Annotated in this window: 19 protein-coding genes, 1 tRNA gene and 1 riboswitch; of the genes, 16 read left to right on the top strand and 4 right to left on the bottom strand. The window is 63.6% G+C overall.

Annotated features, from left to right (window positions below; genetic code table 11):
• Positions 1-257: 257 nt before the first annotated feature.
• Positions 258-2,078 carry a calcium-binding protein gene (locus tag ACP16H_RS14195; RefSeq protein WP_425072955.1) on the top strand — a complete coding sequence of 607 codons (1,821 nt, stop codon included), beginning with the start codon at positions 258-260 and terminating at the stop codon, positions 2,076-2,078.
• 91 nt (positions 2,079-2,169) lie between these two features.
• Positions 2,170-2,254: transfer RNA gene (locus ACP16H_RS14190), tRNA-Leu, on the top strand.
• A 199-nt stretch (positions 2,255-2,453) separates the two neighbouring features.
• Here the strand turns inward: ACP16H_RS14190 and irrA are convergent.
• On the bottom strand, positions 2,454-2,870 hold the full coding sequence (gene irrA / locus ACP16H_RS14185) for an iron response transcriptional regulator IrrA (RefSeq protein ID WP_425072954.1): 417 nt from the start codon (positions 2,868-2,870) through the stop codon (positions 2,454-2,456).
• 185 nt (positions 2,871-3,055) lie between these two features.
• Between irrA and fabA the strand changes: the two genes are divergently transcribed.
• A complete protein-coding gene (gene fabA / locus ACP16H_RS14180; RefSeq protein WP_425072953.1) occupies positions 3,056-3,565 on the top strand; it encodes a bifunctional 3-hydroxydecanoyl-ACP dehydratase/trans-2-decenoyl-ACP isomerase in 510 nt (169 codons plus the stop codon).
• Between the two features lie 71 nt (positions 3,566-3,636).
• Here fabA and ACP16H_RS14175 read toward each other — a convergent pair whose 3' ends face one another.
• On the bottom strand, positions 3,637-4,464 hold the full coding sequence (locus ACP16H_RS14175) for a hypothetical protein (protein WP_425072952.1): 828 nt from the start codon (positions 4,462-4,464) through the stop codon (positions 3,637-3,639).
• Positions 4,465-4,559: 95 nt separating this feature from the next.
• Positions 4,560-5,318 carry a DUF2515 family protein gene (locus ACP16H_RS14170; protein WP_425072951.1) on the bottom strand — a complete coding sequence of 253 codons (759 nt, stop codon included), beginning with the start codon at positions 5,316-5,318 and terminating at the stop codon, positions 4,560-4,562.
• Between ACP16H_RS14170 and ACP16H_RS14165 the strand changes: the two genes are divergently transcribed.
• The 6 genes from ACP16H_RS14165 to ACP16H_RS14140 all read left to right on the top strand — a co-directional run bounded on the left by ACP16H_RS14165 (position 5,302) and on the right by ACP16H_RS14140 (position 9,631).
• Positions 5,302-5,577 (top strand): hypothetical protein, encoded by a 276-nt coding sequence (locus tag ACP16H_RS14165; RefSeq protein ID WP_425072950.1) that lies wholly within the window; start codon positions 5,302-5,304, stop codon positions 5,575-5,577. The genes ACP16H_RS14170 and ACP16H_RS14165 overlap by 17 nt on opposite strands.
• Positions 5,578-5,894: 317 nt before the next feature.
• Entirely contained in the window at positions 5,895-7,124 is a 1,230-nt protein-coding gene (gene fabB / locus ACP16H_RS14160; protein WP_425072949.1) for a beta-ketoacyl-ACP synthase I, read from the top strand.
• A 14-nt stretch (positions 7,125-7,138) separates the two neighbouring features.
• The gene (locus tag ACP16H_RS14155; protein ID WP_425073035.1) at positions 7,139-7,924 is read left to right on the top strand and encodes an enoyl-ACP reductase FabI; all 786 of its coding nucleotides are present in this window, start codon (positions 7,139-7,141) and stop codon (positions 7,922-7,924) included.
• Between the two features lie 76 nt (positions 7,925-8,000).
• A complete protein-coding gene (locus ACP16H_RS14150; RefSeq protein ID WP_425072948.1) occupies positions 8,001-8,480 on the top strand; it encodes a hypothetical protein in 480 nt (159 codons plus the stop codon).
• 95 nt (positions 8,481-8,575) lie between these two features.
• The gene (locus tag ACP16H_RS14145; RefSeq protein ID WP_425072947.1) at positions 8,576-8,899 is read left to right on the top strand and encodes a hypothetical protein; all 324 of its coding nucleotides are present in this window, start codon (positions 8,576-8,578) and stop codon (positions 8,897-8,899) included.
• 57 nt (positions 8,900-8,956) lie between these two features.
• Positions 8,957-9,631 carry an FAD-binding oxidoreductase gene (locus ACP16H_RS14140; RefSeq protein WP_425072946.1) on the top strand — a complete coding sequence of 225 codons (675 nt, stop codon included), beginning with the start codon at positions 8,957-8,959 and terminating at the stop codon, positions 9,629-9,631.
• A gap of 157 nt (positions 9,632-9,788) precedes the next feature.
• Here the strand turns inward: ACP16H_RS14140 and ACP16H_RS14135 are convergent, their stop codons facing one another.
• Positions 9,789-10,658, bottom strand: coding sequence for a hypothetical protein (locus ACP16H_RS14135; protein WP_425072945.1), 870 nt, complete (start codon positions 10,656-10,658; stop codon positions 9,789-9,791).
• A 142-nt stretch (positions 10,659-10,800) separates the two neighbouring features.
• On the opposite strand from ACP16H_RS14135, the gene miaB reads away from it, so the two are divergent.
• From miaB to lnt, 7 genes are all read left to right on the top strand, one after another.
• Complete coding sequence (gene miaB, locus ACP16H_RS14130; RefSeq protein WP_425072944.1) at positions 10,801-12,111, top strand: tRNA (N6-isopentenyl adenosine(37)-C2)-methylthiotransferase MiaB; 1,311 nt, start codon at positions 10,801-10,803, stop codon at positions 12,109-12,111.
• Positions 12,112-12,328: 217 nt separating this feature from the next.
• A complete protein-coding gene (locus ACP16H_RS14125; RefSeq protein WP_425072943.1) occupies positions 12,329-12,928 on the top strand; it encodes an OmpA family protein in 600 nt (199 codons plus the stop codon).
• Positions 12,929-12,945: 17 nt separating this feature from the next.
• Positions 12,946-13,269, top strand: coding sequence for a hypothetical protein (locus ACP16H_RS14120; protein WP_425072942.1), 324 nt, complete (start codon positions 12,946-12,948; stop codon positions 13,267-13,269).
• Positions 13,270-13,485: 216 nt separating this feature from the next.
• Positions 13,486-14,454 (top strand): PhoH family protein, encoded by a 969-nt coding sequence (locus tag ACP16H_RS14115; RefSeq protein WP_425072941.1) that lies wholly within the window; start codon positions 13,486-13,488, stop codon positions 14,452-14,454.
• A 188-nt stretch (positions 14,455-14,642) separates the two neighbouring features.
• On the top strand, positions 14,643-15,164 hold the full coding sequence (gene ybeY / locus ACP16H_RS14110) for an rRNA maturation RNase YbeY (RefSeq protein WP_425072940.1): 522 nt from the start codon (positions 14,643-14,645) through the stop codon (positions 15,162-15,164).
• Positions 15,165-15,177: 13 nt separating this feature from the next.
• Positions 15,178-16,167, top strand: a complete 990-nt coding sequence (locus ACP16H_RS14105) for a hemolysin family protein (protein WP_425073034.1) — start codon at positions 15,178-15,180, stop codon at positions 16,165-16,167.
• Between the two features lie 45 nt (positions 16,168-16,212).
• A complete protein-coding gene (gene lnt / locus ACP16H_RS14100) occupies positions 16,213-17,721 on the top strand; it encodes an apolipoprotein N-acyltransferase (RefSeq protein WP_425072939.1) in 1,509 nt (502 codons plus the stop codon).
• 52 nt (positions 17,722-17,773) lie between these two features.
• Positions 17,774-17,821, top strand: a riboswitch (SAM-SAH riboswitch).
• Positions 17,822-17,826 lie beyond the last annotated feature (5 nt).

Here is a 17,826-nt window from a genome sequence, read left to right as displayed (position 1 = left end):
GGGGGCGCTCCCGTTCGTGGTGGTGTGTGTGTGGTGGTGGGCCCCCCAACCGCCACGGGCGCGGACCTTTCGGTCCGCGCGGTGAGGGCTCTGCCCTCGCGCCTGACGGCGCTCACCCGAGGTATTTCGATCAAGATGAAGACAAATACCGCTTGGGTGGCAACCCGGTATTTACCCGGAAAGGGGGAGACTGCGGCTGCGTGCAATCCGGCGCGCCGGTAGGGGTGGCGTGAAACGCGCGGCCGTTGGGGCGGAAAATGGCCTTTGTCTTTCAGAATGCGGACCAGATCTATACCGGGTCCAGCTATACCATCGTGAATGGCGATACGGTGTTCGTGACGACGGGCACGATCATCGCCAATGACGAGACCTACACGCTGCTTTATGCGGGCGGGAACCTGCGCAGCCAGTTGATCAATTACGGGCAGGTGATCGGCCATGCCAACGCGGTGGTCTACATGGGCGCGGCGGCCAATGTGCTGGAGAACCACGGGCTGATCCGCAACAACGATGACGCCAACCAGCGGGCGGCGGTGCTGATTGCCACTGCGGGGGCACATCGCATCGTCAACAATGGCGAGATCACCAGTGCAGGCCGTGTCATCGAAGTCAGCGGCGCGGTGGGGGCGGTGTCGTACAACATCCAGAACCATGGCTTGATGCAGTCGCTGTACGGCGCGGACGTGCTGCGGGACGGGGACTGGGCGTATAACGTCACGGTGAAGAACACCGGGACGATGCGCGGCGGTGAGATGGGGCTGTCGGGAACCGGGCGCGGGTTTTTCGAGAACAGCGGACGGGCGGAGCTGACGCAGATCGACGGCGCCTCGGTGCAGGGGCTGACCCTGTTCAACTCGGGTGTGTTGGAGGGCTGGGAGTTCAGCACCTATCTGACCGCTTCGCCGGGCGAGGTCTGGATACAGGGCTCTGAGGTGGCGGACCTGGTGCGCAACCTCGGGACGGTCCGTGGTGATCTGGATGCCGCTGCGGGTGCGGATGCGGTGCACAACACGGGTGAATGGACCGGCGATCTGCTGCTAGGGTACGGCGATGACACGCTCTATGGCTTTGGCGGGCAGTTCGACGGGCTGATCGACGGCGGGCCCGGCAATGACCGCATCATGATCGAGGACGATCTGGTGGCGATCCGGGGCGGCACCGGCAGCGACACAGTGCTGGCGCGATCCGACGTGACCGACGTGGCGGAGGTCGAGGTCATCGTGCTGCTCGGGGCCGGGAATTTCGCCGTCATCGGGGCGGGCGCGGCGGAGGAGATTACCGGCAACATGGGGGACAACCTGTTGCAGGGCATGGCCGGGGCGGACACGATCAACGGTGGCGCCGGCGATGACGTGATCCTCGGCGGAGACGGGGACGACCTTGTCTATGGCGGCTCGGGCTGGGACGAGATTGACGGCGGGACCGGGTCGGACGCGCTATATGGCGGGGCCGGGTTCGACACGCTGCGCGGCGGGACGGGCAACGATACGCTGGTCGGCGAGGAGGGGGACGACGTCCTCGATGGCGGAGACGGCAACGACAACATCAACGGTGGCTTTGGCTGGGATTCGCTGACCGGCGGGGCAGGGGACGATTACCTGTTTGGCTTTCAGGACAGTGATTTCCTGGATGGAGGCACCGGCGCGGACCGGCTGCTGGGCGGCAACGGTGATGACACTCTGATCGGTGGCGACGGCAATGACATCCTGTCCGGGGATGCGGGCAATGACGTGCTGTATGGCGGGCTTGGGTTCGACATCCTGATGGGGAAGTCGGGGTTCGACACGTTCATCTTCGACTCGGTGGCGGAGTTGGACGACGGGAATCCGGACCGGATCAAGGACTTTGAACGCGGGTCGGATATCATCGACGTGTCCGGCATCGGCGAGGATACGAGTTTCGCCTGGCTGGGGACGGCAGCGTTTTCGGCCTCTGGCGGGATGGAGGTGCGCTATGCGTTGAACGCGTTTGGCGCCGCGTTCCTGTATTTCGACCAGAACGGGGACGGGGTCTCGGATGGCGAGTTGATCGTGTTCAACGTGCCCGGTGGGATGGACGGCTTTGATCTGGTTTTGTGACCGCCGGTTTCACTGATTGGGCATACTGGCTGGTTTACACCGGCGCGCGCTTGGCTATTGTCGCGCCACTTGCCGCGCTCAAGCGGTGAGGGCCCCCGTGGTGGAATGGTAGACACAGGAGACTTAAAATCTCCAGGCCTTGTGCCGTACCGGTTCGAGTCCGGTCGGGGGTACCACCAGAATCCGCACCAACCGACTTCGGCGAGCGGGCGGTGGGATTGCTTTCCGGATACATTGCTTGCGGCGGGATCAGCCCGAAGGGCGGCGTTTGGTTTGGGCCGGTGCGTCCAGGGTGCTGTTCGAGACGCAGACCCGAGGGGGCCAAGGGGCGCTGTTCTTTTGGACAGGAAGCGTGGCGTCGGATGTCCGGCGGCCTCAGCGCTTTTTGCGCAGGCGAATGACGACCTCGACGGAGGCAATCTCAGAACCTTCGGGAGCCTCGGGCAATTGCGAGATGACCAGCTGGTCGGCGGGTGCGTCGGTCAGATGCCCCTCGTTTTCCCAGAAGAAATGCGGGTGGTCGTGGGTGTTGGTGTCAAAGTAGCTGCGGGAGCCATCGACGGTGACTTCCTGCATCAGGCCCGCGTCGCAGAACGCCTTCAACGTGTTGTAGACGGTGGCGAGGCTGACCTGTTCGCCCTGCTCCATGGCGGCGGCAAAGAGGCTTTCGGCGGTGACGTGCCGGTTCTGGCCGTCCCCCACGAGCAAAGCGGCCAGTGCCACGCGCTGACGTGTCGGCCGCAGATCGCTGCGGGCCAGCCAGGTCTTGCCGCGTTCCATTGCCTCCAGCATGGGCGCCTCTTGCATGGGCTTATGCATCCTTTTGCCTTGTGACTGTATATATAGAGCCTTGGAGGACATGATTTCAAACCATTTTGCCGCGTAACGCCAAGCGCCGTATCGCTTGCATGGGGCGCGGGCCGGGTGCTAGACGGGGGCCGACTTTGAGACACGGCACGTAGAGGGGGCCCGCAGGCATGTCCGACTATCCCACCAGCTTCGACAAGGAAGACCTGCTGAAATGCGCGCGCGGCGAGCTGTTCGGCCCGGGCAACGCACAGCTGCCGGCTCCGCCGATGCTGATGATGGATCGCATCACAGAGATTTCCGGCGACGCGGGCCTGCACGGCAAGGGTCACGTGGTGGCGGAGTTCGACATCACGCCGGACCTGTGGTTCTTTGACTGCCATTTCCCGGGCAACCCGATCATGCCGGGGTGTCTGGGGCTGGACGGTCTGTGGCAACTGACCGGCTTCAACCTGGGCTGGCGTGGCTGGCAGGGGCGCGGCTACGCGCTGGGCGTCGGCGAGGTGAAGCTGACCGGCATGGTCCGTCCCGACCGCAAGATGCTGACCTACAAGGTGGATTTCACCAAGGCGATCCAGACCCGCCGCCTGACAATGGGCGTGGCCGATGGGATCGTCGAGGCCGATGGCGATGTGATCTACCAGGTCAAGGACATGAAGGTTGCCCTGTCGGAGAGCTAATCCGGCAGCCAATGGCTGACGGGGAAGGGGCCGGAAGGCCCCTTTTTCATGTCCAGTTTCATATCCAGGCGTCAGGGCAGCAGCGCGCTGCTCCACCCGGCGGGGCGCCAGTCGGGGTCTTCGATCCAGAGCGCGAGGGGCAGGGGCGTCTCGGCAGAGCCGGTAACCTCCTGCCTGCGGGCGTTGCGCAGGCGGGTCATCTCGCGTTCGAGCGGGCTGTCGAATTCAGCCTGGATGCGGATCAGCAGCAGGAATGTGTCCGGGGCATCGTCGGGCAGAGGGCGCCCCAGAACGGCCGGGGGGGTCATCGTCGCGCTGGAGAGCGCGTTGTAATGCAGCACCTGCACCCAGGCCTTCACGTCGGGTTGATCGCAGGCGGCCCAGCTGCCGACCCGCGCCCAGGAGCCGTCCACCTTGTTCGCGAAATCCTCGGGGGTGAGGATCTCGTTGATCGGGCGGTCCGGGCCATAGGTGTCACGCGTGCGCACCCACCCCGCCCCATCCAGCTCAGCGATCAATGCCGTCACCGCGGCCTGCATCGCGTCCCAGTTCAGCGATTGCAGCGGTGCGATCAGCTCGATCTCGTCGACCAAACCGCCGATATGCCCGATCTTGAGCTGTCGGCCTGCGGGCAGGCGAAGGGTGCACGAGGGGGCATCCATGAGGACCGCAACCCCGCCCGGGTCCGTCGCTCCGCTCGAGCCTGCGCGCGCAACGATATAGTGCGACGGAATTGAATCATCGAAATCCCTCATACGGCTTGGCTCCAGCAGGTTCAGCGTCGATTTGCCGTGGCGCTGGTCCAGCCCGTTGGCTTCAATGATTTTTGCGAGGCTGTCGCCTATGGAAATGACAAGTTCCACGACAGGACGTTCGGGAGATTGCTCGGGAAGTGTCATGATTCTCTTTCCTGCAAGAAATGCGGCAACAAGGGTGATGACGAACGCGGCAGTGAGCGGCATCAGCCAAGGAGATCGAAAGGCTCCGCGGCGCATCATTTCGCGCTTTCCAGTTTCAACATCCTCTTCATCAGGCGGCTGTAATAACGCACGCGATCTTCTGGGTTCGTGATGTCGAGTTCCCCGAGCGGCACCAGGTTGTCACGGGTGCATTCATACGAGATCGGGATAGACGTGTCGTCGGCCCAGAACCTGATGGCGTCTGCGGTCATCATGTCGTCGAAGGTATCGGCGTGCTGCTCGTACACCGGTTGCACGACTTTCATCTGTTCATATTCGGCCATGAGGTTGGCTGCGTCAGCTTTTTCGCCGCGCTCCAGTTTGCCCAGCGCGTCCATCAATTCCCGGCTGACGTCCACTGCTTTGGCGTCGACACATTTCTTCAGCTCCTCGTAGCCGTGCTGCTCGACGAACTTGTTCGGTGGATAGACCGAGGTGAAAATGGCCGTGTTCGCCGCACGCAGTGTCTCCAGCGCCTCGCTGGGCGTGACGACGGCTTGCCCGAATGTATAGGCCGCCGTGGCCATCCCGGGTTTGTGCGAGAAGTAGAAGTTTTTCATCGCGCAACCGCCCTGTGTCGAGACGTAGCCCGCCAATCGCACCCAGTCATTCTGCGGCATGGCGGCCCCGAGGTCACGGTAACGCTGCGTGATGGCGACGTTTCGGTCAACCGCATCGGGCACGCGGGCGACCTTGTTCACGTCCTCCATGATCTCGTCCATCAGGGCCTTGCAGCAATCGGGGCAGACGGCGGTTTCGCTGTCCGGGGACTGGGTGGTGCTGAAGTCGTTCATGCGGCGGTGCTCCGGCGCACGAAACGGTCGCGGATGGCGCGGGCCTTGTCCTCGGGCGAGCGCAGCCGGCTGCGGCGATGCGCAGGAAGGTCTGGTCCTGCCAGAGTGCGTCGCCATTGGTCACGTAGGCCTCGACCAGGTCGAATATCTGCTGTTCGGTCACCATGCCGATGGCCCGTGCCTGTCGGCGCGCGTGGGTGACGTGGGACAGCAGGTCATGCGCTTTGACGGGGCGGTCCGGGGTTCCGTAGCGCTCTGACAGGACCCGCGTCATGCGGAGGTCGAAGTCAGTCATGCGCCGTTCGGAGGCGGCGGACAGGACATGGGAAGACAGGCGCAACATGCGGTCAGAACCCGGCGTGGCTGTCTGTCGGCACGAAGGGGGCAGACATGGGCATGGTCTGTCACTCATTAAACATAAAACCGTGTTGCGTGTTTATACTCAATCCAAGGGAGATCAATCGGATAATCTGCGAGGGTCGCTGGGCGGATAGGTGGTGCCCGGCAGCCATCGCCACCTTGCGCCAAGGGCACCTCTCGGCCTACATAGCCCCCAACAAACGCAAGGGAGGCTCTATGCGCCGTGTCGTCGTTACAGGCTTGGGGGTAGTCTCGAGCATCGGGAACAATGCCGAGGAAGTGCTGGCTTCGCTGAAGGCCGGGAAGTCGGGGATTTCTGCCTCTGAGGAGATGAAGGAGCACGGGTTCCGCTCGCAGATCTCGGGGCAGTTGAAGATCGACGTGACCGAGTTCGTGGACAAGCGGACGCTGCGGTTCATGGGACCGGGTGCGGCCTATGCGCATATCGCCATGCAGCAGGCGATTGCCGACTCCGGGCTGGAAGAGTCCGACGTGGTGAACCCGCGCACCGGTCTGGTGGCCGGGTCGGGCGGACCGTCCACCTCGGCATTGCTGACGGCGCATCAGACGGTACTGTCCACCGGCGCGACGAAGCGCGTGGGGCCGTTCGCGGTGCCAAAGGCCATGTGTTCGACCGTGTCGGCGAACCTGTCGACGGCGTTCAAGATCAAGGGCATCAACTACTCGATCACCTCGGCCTGCTCGACCTCGCTGCATTGCATCGGCAACGCGGCGGAGCAGATCATGATGGGCAAGCAGGACGTGATGTTCGCCGGTGGCGGCGAGGAATTGGACTGGACCCTGTCCTGCCTGTTCGACGCCATGGGTGCGATGTCCTCGAAGTACAACGACACGCCGGAGAAGGCCTCGCGCGCGTTCGACGCGGGCCGGGACGGGTTCGTGATCTCTGGCGGCGGCGGCATCGTCGTGCTGGAGGAACTGGAGCACGCCAAGGCCCGGGGCGCGAAGATCTATGCCGAGGTCACCGGACTGGGGGCAACCTCGGACGGGGCAGACATGGTCGCGCCGTCGGGTGAGGGCGGTGAGCGGGCGATGCGGCTGGCGCTGGCGACGCTGCCCGAGGGTCGCAAGATCAGCTATATCAACGCGCATGGCACTTCGACCCCGGTGGGTGACGTGGGCGAGATCGAAGCGGTGAGGCGCGTGTTCGGCGAGGGCTCGACCCCGCCGGTGTCCTCGACCAAGTCGATGACCGGCCATTCGCAGGGCGCGACCGGCGCGCAGGAAGCGATCTATTGCCTGCTGGCGCTGGAGCATGATTTCATCATCCCGTCGATCAACGTGGAAACGCTTGATCCGGCTTTGAAGCCTGCGGAAATCGCCACGCAGCTGGTGGAGAACGCAGGGCTGGATTCGGTGATGACCAATTCGTTCGGGTTCGGTGGCACCAACGGGTCCATGGTCCTGTCAAAGTTCGTGGAGTGAACAGAGTGAGCGGTATGATGTCTTTGCAGGGCAAGCGAGGGCTTGTCATGGGTGTGGCGAACGAGCGCTCCATCGCCTGGGGGATTGCCAAGGCCTGCGCCGAGGCCGGGGCCGAGCTGGCCTTTACCTATCAAGGTGAGGCCTTTGGCAAGCGGCTGGAGCCGCTGGCGGCCTCGGTCGGGTCGGATTTCATGGTCGACGTGGACGTTACGGACGAGGCGTCGCTGGATGCCGCGTTCGAGGCGCTGGGCGCGCGGTGGGATCGGCTGGATTTCGTCGTGCACGCGATTGCCTACAGCGACAAGTCCGAACTGACGGGGCGGATCCTCAACACCTCGCGGGCGAACTTCAAGAATTCCATGGATATTTCCGTGTATTCCTTCATCGACGTGGCGCGCCGCGCGCATCCGCTGATGACCGACGGCGGCACACTGCTGACGCTGACCTACATGGGGTCGACCCGCGTCACGCCGAATTACAACGTCATGGGCGTGGCCAAGGCGGCGCTGGAATCGACGACGCGCTACCTTGCGAACGATCTGGGGCCGGATGGCATCCGGGTGAACGCGATCAGCCCGGGACCGATGAAGACGCTGGCGGGTGCGGCCATCGGTGGTGCGCGCAAGACCTACAAGCACACGGACCAGAACGCGCCGCTGGGGGCGAATGCGACGCTGGAGGCCGTGGGCGGCACGGCGGTCTACCTGATCTCGGACGCGGGGGCTTGTACGACCGGAGAGATTATCCGCGTCGACGGCGGCTATCACGTGTTGGGGATGCCGCAGTACGAGAACCTTTAACGGTTCACTAAGGATGGCCGAAAAAGCGCCCCCCGGTTGCCCAGATTTTGACGGCATCCGGGGGTTTCTTTTTGGCATGACACCGGAACAGGAACTCAGAGGGGCCATTCTGGCCACGGACCCGGGCAGCGCTCAGAAGGCGCGGGCCAAGGCATTGGCGCGGGCAGAGAAGCGCGCCAGGCGGGAAAGCCGGGCGGCGGCCAGCTTTGCGCGGCGGATGGTGATCCGCCTGATCGTGCTGGGGATGAGCCTCGGCGGGTCGGCGATGATGCTGTACACCGAGCAGGGGCAGGAACTGCGGCGGGATTTCCAAGCGGCCTTGCTGGAGGTGGTCGAAACCCAGATGGAGGCGCGCTACGGCGTACCGAACCAGGTGGAGGTCCAGCAGGTTTCGGCGCAGGACGTTGCAGAGGCGGAGATTGAAGCCGAGGGATCGTCGGTCGGGATCAGCTGGCTTTCGGCACGCGGGTCGGAGCCGGAGACCGTTCCCGGTGGGAAGGCCAAGGTCAGTGTCATGCCGGAAAGCCGCGTCGCGATCAGACGTGCCGGGCAGTGAGATGGCTACGAGATAACATCGCTTTGACGTGAGGCTTTCGCCTGCACGCCCTGCGTGTTACCTCTGAGGCATTCTTGCCGCCAGAGGAAATCGTCATGTCGCGTCTGTCTCTTTTGTTTGCCTGCTGCGCGATGCTGTCCGGTTGCATGGAGCCCACGCCACAAGCGACGCCCGGTGCGCGCAGCGATGGCGTGGCACAGAAGCTGTCGCTGGGGGTGAACCGGGCCGAGGCCGAGGTGGCGCTGGGCATGGATGCGGGGTTCGAGCGCAATCCAAAGAACTTTGACGAAAGCTGTGTCAGCTACGCCTACGGCGATGGGCCCAAGTATGTGCATGCGGTGTTCCGGGGCGGAAAACTGGTGCAGCGCACGGATGGGCATGGGGCTCTGTGTACCTACGGCCAGCTGGCCGAGGGCTGATCGGTTCGGAACGGACGACGGGGGAGATGCGTTTTCGGGGAAACGGAGGTTTCTACAATGACGCATACGCTGACACTGCAATCCATCTCGCCCGTGACCCATGACACCCATCATCTGGTGTTCGACAAGCCTGAGGGTTTCGATTTCGAGCCGGGACAGGCGACGGACTTTGCTTTGGACAAGGATGGCTGGCGCGAGGAAAAGCGGCCCTTCACCTTTGTGAGCCTGCCGGAAGAGGAGACGCTGCAATTCGTCATCAAGTCCTACCCCGAACATGATGGCGTGACCGAGCAGATCGGTCAGATGAAGCCGGGCGATCGGGCGCTGATCGAGGACCCCTGGGGGGCAATCGAGGACAAGGGCGACGGGATTTTCATCGCCGGTGGCGCGGGCGTGACGCCGTTCATCGCCATCCTGCGCAAGAAATTGCAGGAGAAGGGCACTCTGGAAGGGAACACGCTGGTGTTCTCGAACCAGACCGAGGCGGACATCATCCTGAAGGACGAATGGGAGGCCATGCCGGGTCTAGCGGTGGTCTACACGGTGACGGACCAGCCGGAGAGCGATCTTGCGCGCGGGCAGGTGGACGCAGGTTTCCTGAAGGACCTGGTCGATGTGAAGGGGGACGTTGTCTACGTCTGTGGCCCGGATGGCATGGTCGAAGCCTTGCCGCGCGAATTGTCGAAACTGGGTGTGCCCGAGGGTCACATCGTGACGGAAGACTTCGACTGAGGGATTTCGCTCCGCGTAGCGGAGCGACCGGCGCTCCGCTGCGCCTCGCGCCGCCGGAGGCTCTGCCTCCGGACCTCCGCGGTATTTGTATCAAGATGAAGGCAGGGGCGTTGCGGTGGCTGGTGGGCCGCGGTGGCGCCCCGGTCCTGTTGTGTGTTCAGAACCACTGACCCGGTTCCATGAGACCCAGGTCGAGCAATTGGCGGGAGTGCCATTCGAAGGGCACGGAGTTGTGCCAGTGGAAGGTGCGAATGTCGAAGGTCGAGCCCGGGTTGCGTTTCAGGGCCTTTGCCGTGCGGAAGGAAGCGATGGCGGCGGTCAGGTTATTGTGCCACGGGCAGGCGTAGGTGTTGTATTCTTCGTCGTCGAAGGTGTGGTCGTCGCGCAGGTGCAGGCCCGGGTGGGCGCGGAACAGCGCGATGCGGTCGATCTTGCGGCGTTCCGGGGGGATGTGTTCCTCGTAGCGCCAGCGCAGACCGCCGAAGAAGTCCAGCTGCCGTTCCTTTGGGTGATTGTGGTTTTCCGCATCCGGTCGGGCGAGGGCGTAGTAACCCGAGCGGTCAAGGTGGGCGTCGTCGAGGTTCACGGCGTTCGGGGTGCGTGTCAGGTCGGCAGCATACAGGTCGATCACGTAGGTGAGCATCGCGTCGCGGCGTTCCTCGGTGTGGTAGGCCAGCATTTCGCCGATGGTTCGGGTCTCGCAGAATGGGTAGAACAGGTATTCCGCGTTGTAGCAGTAATACATCCACTGGTTCGGCGCGGCCTCGATGATGGCGTTGACGGCGTAGGGAATGGCGCCCTCGTCCATGGCGTCGAAGGTGATGCGGTGGATCTTGCCCTCGAGGTCGGCGGGCATTTCCCAGAGTGGAGAAACGAAGCAGAGCACCGCCTTGAACCCGCAGTGGCGGTGGTGGCGCAGGGTGGTGGCCAGTTCGGTGTCATCCTCGGCGAAGACCATGGCGATGGGGCCGCGCGCGAGGGCGGGCTTCGCAGTTTTCAGGAAGTCTTCGAGGCTGTCGTACTGCATTGTCTCGCTCTTGGCGCCATTTGGGCGGTATCGGGTTGAGAATCGGTGAAAATCGCCCCCATTGCAAGGCGGGGGTGTTTCGCGCTATCTGCCGCCCTTGTTGTTCCGCCCAGTTTGTAACCCTGACCCCGGAGACGCCGACATGACCGCGAAGAAGCTTTTCATCAAGACTTATGGCTGCCAGATGAACGTCTACGACTCCGAGCGTATGGCGGAGGCGATGGGGGGCGAGGGCTATGTCCAGACCGACAGCCCCGATGACGCGGACATGATCCTGCTGAACACCTGCCACATCCGCGAAAAGGCGGCCGAGAAGGTCTATTCCGAGCTGGGGCGCTACAAGGGGCTGAAGGCAGCGAAGCCGGAGCTGAAGATCGGCGTGGCGGGCTGTGTTGCGCAGGCCGAGGGCGAGGAGATCATGCGCCGTCAGCCGATGGTCGATCTGGTGGTGGGGCCGCAGTCCTACCACCGTCTGCCGGAGCTGACGCTGCGCGCGCAGTCGGGAAAAAAGGCGCTGAATACGGAGTTTCCCGAGGAGGACAAGTTCGCCCATCTCGCGGATCGGCCCAAAGCCAAGCGCGGGCCGACGGCCTTTCTGACCGTGCAGGAAGGCTGTGACAAGTTCTGTGCCTTCTGCGTGGTGCCCTATACCCGGGGGGCCGAGGTGAGCCGCCCGTCCGAGCGCGTGATGCGCGAGGCGCGCGACCTGGTGGAACGTGGCGTGCGGGAGATCACACTGCTGGGGCAGAACGTGAATGCCTACCATGGGCATAAGAACGGGTTGGCAGGTTTGATCCGCGAATTGGAAACAATCGACGGATTGGCGCGCATTCGTTTCACGACTTCGCATCCGAACGACATGGACGACGCATTGATCGCCGCACATGGCGAGTGCGAGAAGCTGATGCCGTACCTGCATCTGCCGGTGCAGGCGGGGTCGGACAAGATCCTGAAGCGGATGAACCGCAGCCATACAGCGGAGCAGTACCTGAAGCTGATCGAGCGGTTGCGCGCGGCGCGGCCCGACCTGCATCTGTCGGGCGACTTTATCGTCGGCTTTCCCGAGGAGACCGAGGCGGATTTCCGGGACACCATGGCCTTGATCGAGGCGGTGGAATACGGATCGGCGTTTTCTTTCAAATACTCGGAGCGTCCGGGGACGCCCGCCGCCGAGCGCGCGCAGGTGCCCGAGGATGAGAAGGACGACCGGCTGCAGCGGCTTCAGGCGCTTTTGACGAAGCAGCAGCGCGCGTTGCAGGATGCCATGGTCGGGCGCGAGGTGCAGGTGCTGTTCGAGAAGCCGGGGCGGCTGCCGGGCCAGATGGTCGGCAAGTCGGAGTACCTGCACGCGGTGCATGTGGAAGCCGAGGGAATCGCCCCCGGGGATATTGCCCGAATCCGAATCGACTCCAGTGGTCCGAACAGTCTAAAAGGGGTCATGCTGCCGTCTTAAGTGTGACCAAGAAGTCTTTGACGGATAAGAAAACCTCAAGTTGTCCACACAAAACACTAGATATAGTGGGAACTGTTTCCGAAAACGGTACAGTAACTGTGGATTCCTTCTTCCCTTACCTAGTGGAATCCTTAAACTGCTGATTACAGTTAATTTGCGCGGCCCGCTGCCATCGGTCCCCGCGCATGGGGGAAACATCAGTTAAGGGACAGAGGCTGTGGCGACACGCATCACCAAGGCCCTCAGCGCGTTTGCGCTGATTGCTCTCGCATGTCTGACAGCTGCCGCACCGGCAGTTGCAGAAGGGGCCGAGACCAAGCAAGCATTCATTTCTACTCAAAATTCGCGCACCATCAAAGGTGAGCAGTACATTCCGGGGATCTGGGTTGATCCGGACGGCTGCGAACACTGGGTCATGGACGACGGTGTCGAGGGCTACATGGACCCGCACCTCGATCGCAAGGGGATCCCGGTCTGCCGCCGGTCCAACACTTGTGGCGTTCTGAACACCGACCAGTTCTTTGCGACCGACAGCTACAAGATCTCGCCGGCCGGGCAGCAGCGGATCGCGGACTTCTTCCGCTCGTCCTCGGCCATCGGCTACGTGATCGCGGGTCACACCGACAGCCGCGCCAGCGATGAGTACAACATCAAGCTGTCGTACAACCGTGCGCTGGCCGTGGCAAAGATCGCGCGGTCCGTCGGGGCCAACATCACCGACATCCGTGGGTACGGCGAGCGTATGCCCGTGGCGTCCAACGCGTCGTCGGACGGCATGGCGAAGAACCGCCGCGTCGAAATCATCTGCTTCCAGTAAGACCGGGGGATACAATCATGAAATTCACGAAGATTGCCCTGATCCTGGCAGCGGGTGCATTGGTGGCGGGCTGCGAGATGGCGGACGGCGTGGGCGCATATGGCCCCGACAAGTCCATCGACCGCGGCATCGACAAGGACGACCTGACGCAGATGCACGCGGGCATCTGGGTCGACCCGAATGGCTGTGACCACTGGATCATCGACGACGGCGTCGAGGGCTACCTCTCGCTGCGTCTGGACAAGTACGGCAAGCCGGTCTGCTCGGGCGTTGCCCCGCCGACCATCGCCACCGGCGACTTCAAGCAGGGTTCGACCAGCATCATCGGTGACCCGCTCTAAGATCCGTGTTTCAAAGGCACGCGACGGCCGTCCCCATGGGGGCGGTCGTTGTCGTTTCGGGGCCGGTTTCCGAACGGTCGCGTTTTGTGCGTTTGTGTTTCAGGGCGATGACAAATACAGCACGAGACTTGCGCTGGACACGGGTGCGATGCACCATATCTGGAGTAAGGGAGCGGAGGCGAACCCTGCCTCCGCCACGTTGCGCAGGAGAGCGTATTGACCACAGGCGTGCTGACCAATGCCATCTTGGAATTTCCCGACAACCGGCTGCTGATCGACCTTTGCGGCGAATTCGATCGCAACCTCACCGACATAGAGGCCCGAACGGGCGTGCAGATCCTCCGACGGGGCAACCAGTTGGCGGTGCACGGTCCCGAGGACGTGGTGCAGGGCGCCACCGAGGTCCTGCAGGCGCTGTATGAGCGGCTGGAGAACGGGCGCGAAGTCAATCGCAGCGATATCGACCGGGAGTTCCGGGTCCATGACCAGGAAGAGCCCGACGAGCAGCTGGAAATGTTCGTGGGCGGCAAGGTTGAGATCAAGACGCGCAAGAAGCTGGTCGAGCCGCGGACGGATGCCCAGAAGGCCTATGTCCGGTCCCTGTACGAGAACGAGATGGGGTTCGGCATCGGCCCGGCGGGCACGGGCAAGACTTACCTGGCCGTGGCGGTGGGCGTGAACATGCTCATCACCGGCGCGGTGGACAAGATCATCCTTTGCCGCCCGGCCGTCGAGGCGGGCGAGCGTCTGGGCTTCCTCCCCGGCACGCAGGAGGAGAAGGTCGATCCCTACATGCAGCCGCTGATGGATGCGCTGAACGACTTCCTTCCGGGCAAGCAGCTGGCGAAGATGCGCGAAGAAAAGCAGGTGGAGATCGCGCCGCTGGCCTTCATGCGGGGGCGGACGCTGTCGAACGCCTTCGTCGTGCTGGACGAGGCGCAGAACGCCACGACCATGCAGATGAAGATGTTCCTGACCCGTCTGGGCGAAGGCTCGCGCATGGTGATTACCGGCGACCGCACCCAGTGCGACCTGCCGCGCGGCGTGCCGTCGGGGCTTGCGGATGCCGAGCGCCTGCTGGGCAACGTGCCGGGGATCTCGTTCAACTACTTCACCGGCAAGGATGTGGTGCGGCACCCGCTGGTAGCGGCGATCATCGAGGCCTACGAGGCCGACGGAGCCTGAACCAATGGGGTCTTTGGCTCCGTGGTGCGTGCTTCAGCGGCGGTCCCGAGGGTGCGGGGCCGTCCTTGATCTTGAAGGGCTGACGTTCTCTCCTGTCTCCGGGCCTGTGGACCGGGGGGCTCTTGTCGGGGGTGAGGCGCTGGCGTAACGGATCGGGCCTTGATCCAGCGCTTTGGAGGCCGGGAAAGATGCTGACCGACACGATTATCGAAGACGACCGCTGGGATGCCGCAGGGCTTGCGGAGCTGGCAGAGCGCGCGGCGCAGGCCGTGCTGGCGCGGCTGCCACTGGATCATGCCGTCGAGATTGCCGTGATGGGCTGCGACGATGCCCGCATTGCCGTGTTGAATGCCGATTTTCGCGGCAAACCGCAGCCGACGAATGTGCTGTCCTGGCCCTTGCAGGAACTGGGATCGGAGGAGGAGGGCGAGGAGCCTTACCTGCCCGAGCCTGAAGACGACGGGGATGCCCATCATTTGGGCGACCTCGCCTTGGCCTATGAAACCTGTGCGCGGGAAGCCGCCGAGCAGGGGAAAACTCTGAGTGACCACGTGACGCATCTTCTTGTACACGGGGTTTTACATCTTCTTGGGTATGACCATATCCGTGATGCGGATGCCACGCTGATGGAACGGTTGGAGGTCGAGATACTTGGCAATCTCGGTCTGAGCGACCCATATAGGGAGATAGATGGGCCAGATGGCTCGTGACTGGTATGGATTGATGGGCGACAACGACGACTCGTCTAAGGCGGCGCAGGGCGCGCCGACTGACAGTATACAGCAGGGCGAAGGCTCTGCTGACACATCCGGCGGCTTCCTTTGGCGGCTGTTCGGGCGGTCCTCGAAGGAGGACGAAAGCGGCGAAGACAGCGTCGATGGCGCTGCGGAGCGTTCCAGCGGCGCCGTTCACGGTATTGCGAACCTGCGCCGGATGCGCGTCGAAGATGTCGCCATTCCCAAGGCTGAGATCATCGCCGTGCCCGATACGATCACGAAGGACGATCTGGTCAAGATCTTCCGCGACAGCGGTCTGACGCGTCTGCCCGTCTACGAGGGCACGCTGGACACACCCGTCGGCATGGCCCACCTGAAGGATTTTGCGCTTGCCTATGGGTTCAACGGTGCCGGTGCGCGGTTCAACCTGAAGCGCATGTTGCGCCCGTTGCTGTACGTGCCGCCTTCGATGCCGATCGGGGTGCTGCTGACCAAGATGCAGACCGAGCGTCGGCATATGGCGCTGGTGATCGACGAATACGGCGGCGTGGACGGTCTGGTCACGATCGAGGACCTCATCGAGCAGGTCATCGGCGAGATCGCCGACGAGCACGACACCGAGGACGACCAGACATGGGTCAAGGAACGTCCCGGCTGCTGGCTGGCGCTGGCCAAGACCCCGCTGGACGAATTCGAGGCGGAGCTGGGCTTTGACCTGACGCAGCACGACGATATCGACGAGGAAGAGATCGACACGCTGGGCGGGCTGGTTTTCATGCTGGCCGGCCGCGTGCCCGCGCGCGGCGAGGTGGTGCGCCACCCGGCGGGCGTCGACCTGGAGGTCGTGGATGCCGATCCGCGCCGGATCAAGCGGTTGCGCGTGCGCCTGCCGGGCACCGCGCGGGCGCAGGCCCGGATCGAAGCGACACAGCCGCCGACACCGCTGGAGCCAGCGCGCGAGCCGGTTCGGGAAACCCCTCGGGCGGGGCAGGTCTGACATCTTGAGAGGCCGTTCATCGTGACGAATACCGGGGCAAGGCCCTTGCCGCGTTGGGCGCGCCTGCCATTGGCCTTGGCGGCAGGACTGTGCATGGGGCTGGCCGCCGCGCCATGGGACCTGTGGTTCATGGGGTTCGCGGGGCTTGTCGGTGCCTTCTGGCTGTTCCAGATCGCGCCCAAGGGGTTGCAGGCCATCGGCACGGGCTGGATGGTCGGTCTTGGGTACTTCGGCTTTTCGATGGGCTGGATCGTCGAGCCCTTCATGGTCGACGAGGCGGCGACCGGCTGGATGGCTCCCTTCGGGCTTTTGGGTCTTGCGGGCGGACTGGCGCTGTTCTGGGCGCTTGCGTTCTGGGGGGCGGCGCATGCGACGCGGCATCCCGTGGCGGCGCTGGTGCTGGCCTGGACCGCTGCCGAACTGGCAAGGGGCTATGTCCTGACGGGCTTTCCCTGGGGGATGATCGGATACATGTGGCTGCCGGTCACGCCGATCCAATGGGTGTCGGCGATCGGGCCCTACGGGCTGACCCTGTTGAGCCTGATCGCGGCGGCGCTGTTGGCCGTGGCAATCCCGCTCCGGTCACAGGCGCCGCGCGCGCTGTCCGTCGCGCTCGGATTGACGGCGCTGGCGGTCATGTTCGGCGGAGGGGCCGCGTTGACGCCGCCGGTTCAGTCCCTCGACGGTCAACCCATCGTGCGGTTGATCCAGCCCAACGCGCCGCAGCACCTGAAATGGCGGCGGGACATGGTGCCGGTCTATTATCAGCGCCAACTGGATTACACCGCCGCTCAGACCGAGGATGGCAAGGAACCGGCCCTGATTGTCTGGCCCGAGACCGCGCTACCCATGCTCCTGCATCAGGCGGGTGATGCGCTGGGACAGATCAGCCTGTTGGCAGGTGACGCGCAGGTGGTCGTGGGTCTTCAGCGCGAGGACGAGGGCAAATGGTACAATATGCTCGCGCTGATGGGGCCGGAGGGCGACCTCAAGCAGGTCTATGACAAGTATCACCTCGTGCCGTTCGGCGAGTACATGCCCGCCGCAGAACTGTTTTCGAAGTTCAACATCCTCGGTCTCGCATCGCGGGCCGAGGGCGGATACACCCCCGGAACCGGGCCGGCCCTGCTGGATCTTGCCGGGCTGGGAACAGCCTTGCCCCTGATCTGCTACGAAGCGGTGTTTCCACAGGATGTGCATCGAGCGCCTGCGCGCCCCGATATGTTGTTGCAGATTACCAACGACGCCTGGTTCGGGGACTACAGCGGACCGTATCAGCATCTCGCTCAGGCGCGCATCCGGGCCATCGAACAGGGCTTGCCCATGCTGCGTGCCGCCAATACCGGCGTCTCTGCGGTTATTGACGGAGGCGGGCGCATACTGGCGGAATTGCCTTTGAACACCGAAGGATACGTGGATTCACCCTTGCCCCCACCCATGCCCGAGACGCTTTACAGCCGGACCGGCGATTTGCCGATGCTGGGGCTGTTGTTCCTTTGCACCGGGATCCTGCTGCAAATTGGCCGCAGGAGATCTGGTGCAGAAAGTCATTGAATATTTACCGGCACACGCGTAACGGCAGTGCTGGCCCGATCCTGGGCCAATGAACCCGTCACAACGGCTTCCTGGCGTGACGGCAGACACCAATGGAGCACCCCC

Origin of the sequence: Sagittula sp. S175, from assembly GCF_049800975.1 — a bacterium.
Classification (GTDB): Bacteria; Pseudomonadota; Alphaproteobacteria; order Rhodobacterales; family Rhodobacteraceae; genus Sagittula.
The sequence above is the reverse complement of the archived record's forward strand: the minus strand, read 5'-3'. Positions and strand labels throughout refer to the sequence as shown.

Excerpts from the sequence above, each read along its gene's own strand:
- fabA (WP_425072953.1), top strand. The coding sequence starts at position 3,056 with ATGTCCGACTATCCCACCAGCTTCGACAAGGAAGACCTGCTGAAATGC.
- fabB (WP_425072949.1), top strand. The coding sequence starts at position 5,895 with ATGCGCCGTGTCGTCGTTACAGGCTTGGGGGTAGTCTCGAGCATCGGG.
- ACP16H_RS14145 (WP_425072947.1), top strand. The coding sequence starts at position 8,576 with ATGTCGCGTCTGTCTCTTTTGTTTGCCTGCTGCGCGATGCTGTCCGGT.
- ACP16H_RS14175 (WP_425072952.1), bottom strand. The coding sequence starts at position 4,464 with ATGACACTTCCCGAGCAATCTCCCGAACGTCCTGTCGTGGAACTTGTC.
- ACP16H_RS14120 (WP_425072942.1), top strand. The coding sequence starts at position 12,946 with ATGAAATTCACGAAGATTGCCCTGATCCTGGCAGCGGGTGCATTGGTG.
- ACP16H_RS14150 (WP_425072948.1), top strand. The coding sequence starts at position 8,001 with ATGACACCGGAACAGGAACTCAGAGGGGCCATTCTGGCCACGGACCCG.
- ACP16H_RS14170 (WP_425072951.1), bottom strand. The coding sequence starts at position 5,318 with ATGAACGACTTCAGCACCACCCAGTCCCCGGACAGCGAAACCGCCGTC.
- ACP16H_RS14155 (WP_425073035.1), top strand. The coding sequence starts at position 7,139 with ATGATGTCTTTGCAGGGCAAGCGAGGGCTTGTCATGGGTGTGGCGAAC.
- irrA (WP_425072954.1), bottom strand. The coding sequence starts at position 2,870 with ATGCTGGAGGCAATGGAACGCGGCAAGACCTGGCTGGCCCGCAGCGAT.
- miaB (WP_425072944.1), top strand. The coding sequence starts at position 10,801 with ATGACCGCGAAGAAGCTTTTCATCAAGACTTATGGCTGCCAGATGAAC.
- ACP16H_RS14135 (WP_425072945.1), bottom strand. The coding sequence starts at position 10,658 with ATGCAGTACGACAGCCTCGAAGACTTCCTGAAAACTGCGAAGCCCGCC.
- ACP16H_RS14140 (WP_425072946.1), top strand. The coding sequence starts at position 8,957 with ATGACGCATACGCTGACACTGCAATCCATCTCGCCCGTGACCCATGAC.
- ACP16H_RS14195 (WP_425072955.1), top strand. The coding sequence starts at position 258 with ATGGCCTTTGTCTTTCAGAATGCGGACCAGATCTATACCGGGTCCAGC.
- ybeY (WP_425072940.1), top strand. The coding sequence starts at position 14,643 with ATGCTGACCGACACGATTATCGAAGACGACCGCTGGGATGCCGCAGGG.
- ACP16H_RS14105 (WP_425073034.1), top strand. The coding sequence starts at position 15,178 with ATGGGCGACAACGACGACTCGTCTAAGGCGGCGCAGGGCGCGCCGACT.